We start from the raw sequence: 7,256 nt of genomic DNA on the forward strand, positions 1-7,256 counted from the left end.
GCCTGCGCGTAGCACGTGGGAAGATCATCGAGCAAGTTACTCCGGTTGCGTAACCCGTTCCCACGACCGAGCGTTGGTGGTACGTCCGCCCGAGGTGGGAGGTAGGTCATGGCGGTTCTCGTGTGGCTGCTGATCCCCGTCGCCGGCGCGGTGGTGGCCGGGCTGTGGAGCGCCTGGGCCACCCGCCGCAGCGTGAACCACCGGGGCGTGCGGGACAAGGCCGGGGTGCGGGGTTACGAGGCGTTCCGTGCCGCGATGGAGCGGGCCCCGGCGGACGGCTGACGGTCCCGTCACGTACTGTCAAGGCATGCCACGCCGCACCGCGACGCTGCTGACGTCGATACTCCTGCTGATAGGGCTGCTCTGCGCCGGAGTGCTCATCAACGTGCCCTACGCGGAGATGTCGCCGGGTCCCACGGTCAACACCCTGGGCGAGCACGACGGCGAGCCGGTGCTGAACATCGAGGGCCACGAGACGTACGAGGCCTCGGGCCACCTCAACATGACGACCGTCCGCGTCACCGGCGTCGACTACCGGATGAACCTGCTGGAGGCGGTCAGCGGCTGGCTGGCGGCGGACGCGGCCGTGGTGCCGTACCGCACGCTCTACCCCGAGCGGGTCTCGGCCGACGAGGTCGAGCAGCAGAACGCGGAGGAGTTCACCGCCTCCCAGGAGAGCGCCAAGGTGGCGGCGCTGGAGGCGATCGGCTACGACATCCCGGCGCAGACCATCGTCGCCGCCGTCGTCAGGGACAGCCCTTCGGAGGGGCGGCTGCACGCCGGGGACGCGATCGTGGCCGTCGACGGCACCAAGATCACCGAGCCGGGGCAGGTCGCCGAGCTGGTCACCCAGCACGAGCCGGGCGAGGACGTGGTGTTCACCATCGTGCCGGCCGAGCAGGCGCAGGCCGCCCAGGAGGCGGGCGAGGAACTGCCCACCGACACCGAGGACGTCACCATCACCACCGCGGCCGCCGACGACGACCAGCGCGCGATCGTCGGCATCCAGGCCGGGGTCACCCACACCTTCCCGTTCACCATCGACATCAAGCTGGCGGACGTCGGCGGGCCGAGCGCCGGGCTGATGTTCGCGCTCGGTCTGATCGACCGGCTCACCCCGGACGACCTGACGGGCGGCGCCTTCGTCGCCGGCACCGGCACCATCGACGACGAGGGGCGGGTCGGGCAGATCGGCGGCGTCTCGATGAAGGTCATCGCGGCCAGGGAGGCCGGCGCCGAGTACTTCCTCACCCCGGAGAACAACTGTGCCGCGGCCGCGGAGAACGCGCCGGACGGGCTGACGCTGGTGCGCGTGGCCACGATCGACGACGCCCTCACCGCGCTCGAGGACATCAGGGAGGACCGCACCGAGGACCTGCCGCTCTGCTCGGCGAGCTGAGCGGCGGCCCCCCGGGCGGTCCCGCGCTACTCCTCGAAGGTGGCGCCGAGCGCCGCGGCGAGGCCGGGCACCAGGTCGGGGCCGGTCAGCACGTCCATCGGTGAGTCCTTCTCGCGCAGCCGCAGCGCCGACTCGCGGCGCCCGTCCCGCAGCACGGCCACCGTCATCCTGACCTCCTGCCGGTCCGGGTGCTCGGCCACCCAGTCGGCCAGCGCGGCCTCCGAGAGGCCCTCCGGCAGCTGCGCCTCGGCCGTGGGCGGCAGCATCAGGCGCTCGACGGCCAGCGCGCAGCCGGCCACCTGCTCGGGCCAGGCGATCGTCGCGAGGAACTCGTCGAGCGGCACCCCGGCCGGCAACTCGTCCTGTTCGACGGGGGTCAGGGGGCTGTCGCCCCCCAGGTCGAGCTGTTCGGCGAGCGCCGGCTCCTCGGCGCGCAGCCGCTCGGTGTCGACCAGCGCGAACAGCAGCGCCGGGCGGTCCCAGCCGAGCCCCGCGACATAGTCGTCGATTTCGAGCACCGCCCTGGTGAGCGGATCGGCGGCCGGCGGTTCGGCCCTGGGTACGTCGGGGGTCGTGTTGTCCATGGGCCTATCGTGCCGTCTCATACCCCGAAATCGGGAACCGAGTAAAGCTTGAGTAAGTTAGTCCAAGTGGGCCGCACGATGTCCGTTGGGGGGTTGTTCGGTCCGACAACGACCACAGCGATTCATTGAGGTGCGCACCTTGGCTTTCCAGATGCCGGACCGGGGCTCGGGCCGTGGCCCCAACGGTCCGAACGGTCCTCGGGGTCCGAGAGGTCCCGGCGGCCCACGGTTCAGCGTCGGACGTCCCTCCAGGGGCGCCAGGAGTCTGCTGATCACGGCCGCGATTCTGGCCGGACTCGCCATTCTCTTCGCCATGTTCGCCGGATTCTGGACGGACTGGCTCTGGTATCGCTCCGTCGGATACACGAGCGTGTATCGCACCGAGCTGCTGACCAGGACCTCGATGTTCGTGGGCTTCGGTCTTGTGATGGCGCTCGTGGTCGGCTTCAACATCTGGCTGGCGCACCGGCTTCGGCCTCCGCTGAGCGCCATGTCGATGGAGCAGCAGAATCTCGATCGTTATCGAATGGGTATCGCCCCCTTCAAAAGGTGGGTGCTGATCGGCGTCTCGCTGGTGATCGGTCTGATCGCGGGCGGTTCGGCCTCCGGCCAGTGGCGCACCTGGCTGCAGTGGGTCAACGGGACGTCGTTCGGGGTCGAGGACCCGCAGTTCCACCGAGATGTCTCTTTCTACACCTTTGATTACCCCTTCTACAGATTCGTCCTTGGCTTTGCCTTCGCCGTGATCGTCCTGTCCACGATCGCGGCCGCGTTGACCCACTACCTCTACGGCGGCGTGCGGCTGACGACGCCCGGCAGCCGGATCACGCAGGCGGCCACCGGCCACCTGTCGGTGCTGCTCGGTCTGTTCGTCGCGCTCAAGGCCGTCGCCTACTGGCTCGACCGCTACGGCCTCGCGCTCAAGGGTGGCGACCTCCGCAACGCCGAGGGCTGGACGGGCCTGCGGTACGTGGACGCCAACGCCTACCTGCCGGCCAAGACGATTCTGACGATCATCGCCGCCATCTGCGCCGTGCTGTTCTTCGCCGCCGTGTGGCGGCGCGGCTGGCAGCTGCCGGTGATCGGGCTCGGCCTGATGGTGCTCTCCGCCGTGTTGATCGGCGGCGTCTACCCGGCGCTGGTCCAGCAGTTCCAGGTCCGGCCGAACGAGCAGGCCAGGGAGACGCCGTACATCGAGCACCACATGGACTCGACGAAGGACGCGTATGACATCGCGGACGCCAGGATCGAGGACTACTCGGGCGTGAGCGAGGCGTCAGCCGAGGACCTGCGCAACGCGGTGACCTCCACGGCCAGCATCCGGCTGCTCGACCCGAGCGTGGTCTCGCCGACGTTCCAGCAGATCCAGCAGGTCCGTGGCTACTACCAGTTCCCCGGCACGCTGGACGTCGACCGGTACCCGATCGGCGAGGACGGCGCCGAGCAGGACACCGTGATCGGCCTGCGCGAGATGAACGTCAACATGATCCCCGAGCGGAACTGGATCAACGAGCACTTCCGCTACACCCACGGTTTCGGCGTGGTCTCCGCCAGCGGCACCGACGTGCCGGGCAACGGCCAGCCGGACTTCACCGAGCGTGACCTGCCGCCCTCCGGCGAGCTCAGCGACCTCGGCGACTACGAGCCGAGGATCTACTTCGGCGAGTACACCACCCAGTACTCGATCGTCGGCGGCCCACAGCAGGAGATCGACTACGCCGGCGAGGACGGCGAGGTCGAGTACAGCTACACCGGCGACGCCGGCGTCGGTCTCGACAACTACTTCGTCCGCGCCGCCTACGCGCTGACCATGGGCGAGCCGCAGATCCTCTACTCCGGCGCCATTGGCGACGGCTCGCGGATCCTCTACAACCGCACCCCCAAGGAGCGGGTGGAGGCGGTGGCCCCGTGGCTCACCATCGACGGCGACCCGTATCCGGCGGTGGTGGACGGCCGGGTGCTGTGGATCGTGGACGCGTACACCACGTCCAACGGCTATCCGTACTCGTCGCGCACCACCCTCGGTGACGTCACGGAGACCTCGCTGACCGAGACCCAGGGCGACGTGATCGCCCAGGAGAACCAGGTCAACTACATCCGGAACTCGGTGAAGGCCACCGTCGACGCCTACTCGGGCGACGTGGAGCTCTACGAGTGGGACGAGCAGGACCCGGTCCTCCAGACCTGGCGCAGCGCGTTCCCCGGGACCGTGCAGGACCGGGACGAGATCAGCGACGAGCTGCTCGGCCATCTCCGGTACCCGCAGGACCTGTTCAAGGTCCAGCGGGACCTGCTCCAGCGCTACCACGTGTCGAGCGCCGACCAGTTCTACAGCGGCTCGGAGCGCTGGCAGGTGCCGGACGACCCGACCCAGCAGGGCCAGTCGGTGCCGCCGTACTACCTGAGCATGCGGATGCCCGACCAGGACAGCCAGGCCTTCTCGCTGACCACGACGTTCACGCCACAGGGCAGAGAGACGTTGGCGGCCTACATGGCCGTCGAGGCGGACGCGAGATCCGAGGACTACGGCACCATGCGGGTCCTCACCCTGCCGTCCAACACGACGGTCTGGGGCCCCCAACAGGTGCAGTCCAGGTTCAACTCCGATCCGGACATCGCCAACGAGATCAACATCCTCCAACGCGGCGACTCCGAGGTGGTGTACGGCAACCTGCTGACCGTGCCGTTGGAGGGCGGGCTGCTCTACGTCGAGCCGGTCTACGTGCAGGGCGCCAGCACCGAGTACCCGCTGTTGCGGAGGGTCCTGGTCACCTACGGCGAGGAGACCGCGTTCGAGGACACCCTGGGCGAGGCGCTCGACCAGGTGTTCGGGGTGACCGAGTCCGGCGAGGAGCCACCACCGCCAGGGGAACCCGGCGAGGGCGATGAACCGCCGCCGGACGAGGGCGAGGAACCGCCGCCCGCGGCCGGCACCTTGGAGGAGGCCATCGACGACGCCACCCAGGCGTGGCAGGAGAGCCAGGACGCCTTCGAGGCGGGCGACTGGGGTGCCTACGCCGACGCCCAGGAGCGACTCGAGGACGCCTTCGGGCGCATCGAGGAGCTGGAGGGCGGTCAGCCCGAGGAGACGCCGTCCGAGTGACGGGTGACATCGCGTGAGGGGCCGGGAGACGGTGACGTCTCCCGGCCCCTCGTGTCGTCGGCCGTCCCGCTCTCACCTCGCACTTCACCAATACCGTGCACGCCGGCCACAGTTCACACCCGTCAACCCGTCAACCTTGCGCATAAGTTCGGCGGTTGCGGCTGGTGCTTGGTGACCTGCTCTGACAGTGTCGAGCGGCATACTGCGTCTCGACTCAGGACAACTCCCTGCCCGCGATGGTGTTTGGGTGTATCCATATCGGGAAGTCGACAAACCGCTGAAGTGACTTCACTGGCTGCGGTATACCAGGTGTACGCAGGTTTCAGGTGGTGCGACTATGGACCTTATGGGGGACAACGCGAGGTTCGAGAGCAGTCGTGCGGCTGCGCGCGAGGGCGCGCGGCTGCTGCGCCTGGGCGACCTGGACCACGCCGAGGCGCCGCTGCGCACCGCCGCGGCGGACGGCGAGCGGTCGGCCGCCAACAATCTGGGGGTCCTGCTGTACCAGTCGGGGCGCGCCGAGGAGGCCGCCGAGTGGTGGCGGATCGCCGCCGTCGGGGGTTCGGCGCCCGCCGCCCACGCGCTCGGCCGGCACCACCGCGAGCGCGGTGACGAGGCGGCCGCCGAGTACTGGCTGCGGCAGGCGGCCGAGTCCGGGCACGCCTCCGGCGCCTACGCCCTGGCCGACCTCCTCGACCACCGGGGGGCACCGGGTGCCGAGTCCTGGTTCCGGGCCGCCGCCGAGCACGGCCACCGCGAGGCCGCCTACCGCTACGGCTGCCAGCTCGCCAAGCGGGACGCCGCGGCCGCCGAGGGCTGGTTCCGACAGGCCGCGGCGCGCGGCCACCGGCGCGCCGCGCTGCGGCTCGCCACCTCGCTGGAGGAGCGCGGCGAGCTGGCCGAGGCCGGCCGCTGGTACCAGGAGGCGGCCGAGGCGGGCGAGCCGCGCGCCGCGAGCGCGCTGGGCTTCCTGCTGCGTGACGGCGGCGACGAGGCCGGCGCCGAGCGCTGGTGGCGGCGCGCCGCGCGCGACGGCGACGGCCCCGCGGCCAACGCGCTGGGCGCGCTGTGCGCGCAGCGCGGCGAGCGGCAGGAGGCACAGCGCTGGTACCGGGCCGCGCTGGACGCCGGCGACACCAACGGCGCCTTCAACCTGGCGCTGCTCTGCGCCGGCCAGGGCCGGATGGCCCAGGCCGAGCAGTGGTACCGGCGCGCCGCCTACGCGGGCCACCGCGAGGCGGCCAACGCGCTGGCCGTGCTGCTGCTGCAGCGGGGCGACGCGGAGGGCGCCGAGCCGTGGTTCTCCAAGGCGGCCGAGGCGGGCAGCGTCGACGCGGCGTTCAACCTCGGCATCCTGCACGCCGGCCGGGACGAGACGGCCCAGGCGCGGCACTGGTACGAGCAGGCCGCGGCGGCGGGTCACCCGGAGGCGGCGCTGCAGATCGCCGTCGAACTGCTGCGGGCCGGCGGCTCCGAGGCCGACCAGCGGCGCGCCGAGGAGCACCTGACGCTGGCGGCCGAGGGCGGCAGCGTGGAGGGCGCGTTCCGGCTCGCCGTGCTGATAGAGCGGCGCGGCGACGAGGAGGCGGCCGAGCACTGGTACACGGTCGCGGCCGAGCACGGCCACCGCCGCGCCCAGGTGCGGCTCGGCATGTGCGCCGCCGCGCGGGACGACGTGGTGACGGCGGCGCACTGGTACCGGGCCGCCGCCGAGGCGGGCAGCCGCAACGGCGCGTTCAACCTGGGGCTGCTGCTGGCCCGCGAGGGCAGCCTGCCGGAAGCGGCCCTCTGGTGGCGCCGCGCCGCCGAGGCCGGCCACGGCCGCGCCGCGCTCCAGCTCGCGCTGCTGGCCTCGCGCCACGGAGACCTCGCGGAGGGCGGCACGTGGTGCACCCGCGCCATGGAGCTCGGTCCCCCGGAGGTCACCGAACGCGCGGCCCGCCTGCGGGACGCGCTCCGCCAGGAGCTGACGGCCTAGGCGGTCCCGCGGCGCTTGGCTTTGGCGGCTGGCCCGCGGCGTGTCGGCCTGCGGCCGGGCCGCGCCCACCCACCCGCCCTCCGGGCGGGTCGTCGCGCGGCCCGGCGGCGCAGCCGCCGCGGGCCTTCGGCCCTCCGGGCCGTGCACCGCGCGGAGCGCGGTTCGGCCCCCCGCGCGAGGCGGGGGAAAGGG

5 protein-coding genes are annotated in these 7,256 nt (G+C 71.6%); 4 read left to right on the top strand and 1 reads right to left on the bottom strand.

Annotated features, from left to right (window positions below):
* Window positions 1–108: 108 nt before the first annotated feature.
* Window positions 109–282: a hypothetical protein gene (locus tag RNC47_RS35435; RefSeq protein WP_311604926.1), complete on the top strand. Its 174-nt coding sequence runs from the start codon at window positions 109–111 to the stop codon at window positions 280–282.
* A gap of 25 nt (window positions 283–307) precedes the next feature.
* Entirely contained in the window at window positions 308–1,399 is a 1,092-nt protein-coding gene (locus RNC47_RS35440; protein ID WP_311604927.1) for a YlbL family protein, read from the top strand.
* Between the two features lie 26 nt (window positions 1,400–1,425).
* Here the strand turns inward: RNC47_RS35440 and RNC47_RS35445 are convergent, their stop codons facing one another.
* Window positions 1,426–1,983 carry a PPA1309 family protein gene (locus RNC47_RS35445; protein WP_311604928.1) on the bottom strand — a complete coding sequence of 186 codons (558 nt, stop codon included), beginning with the start codon at window positions 1,981–1,983 and terminating at the stop codon, window positions 1,426–1,428.
* Window positions 1,984–2,134: 151 nt separating this feature from the next.
* On the opposite strand from RNC47_RS35445, the gene RNC47_RS35450 reads away from it, so the two are divergent.
* Both RNC47_RS35450 and RNC47_RS35455 read left to right on the top strand, forming a co-directional pair.
* Window positions 2,135–5,086, top strand: a complete 2,952-nt coding sequence (locus RNC47_RS35450; RefSeq protein WP_311604930.1) for a UPF0182 family membrane protein — start codon at window positions 2,135–2,137, stop codon at window positions 5,084–5,086.
* Window positions 5,087–5,432: 346 nt separating this feature from the next.
* The gene (locus RNC47_RS35455; protein WP_311604929.1) at window positions 5,433–7,064 is read left to right on the top strand and encodes a tetratricopeptide repeat protein; all 1,632 of its coding nucleotides are present in this window, start codon (window positions 5,433–5,435) and stop codon (window positions 7,062–7,064) included.
* The last annotated feature ends 192 nt before the right edge of the window (window positions 7,065–7,256 follow it).

Origin of the sequence: Streptomyces millisiae (genome assembly GCF_031845425.1) — a bacterium.
Lineage (GTDB): Bacteria > Actinomycetota > Actinomycetes > Streptomycetales > Streptomycetaceae > Streptomyces > Streptomyces millisiae.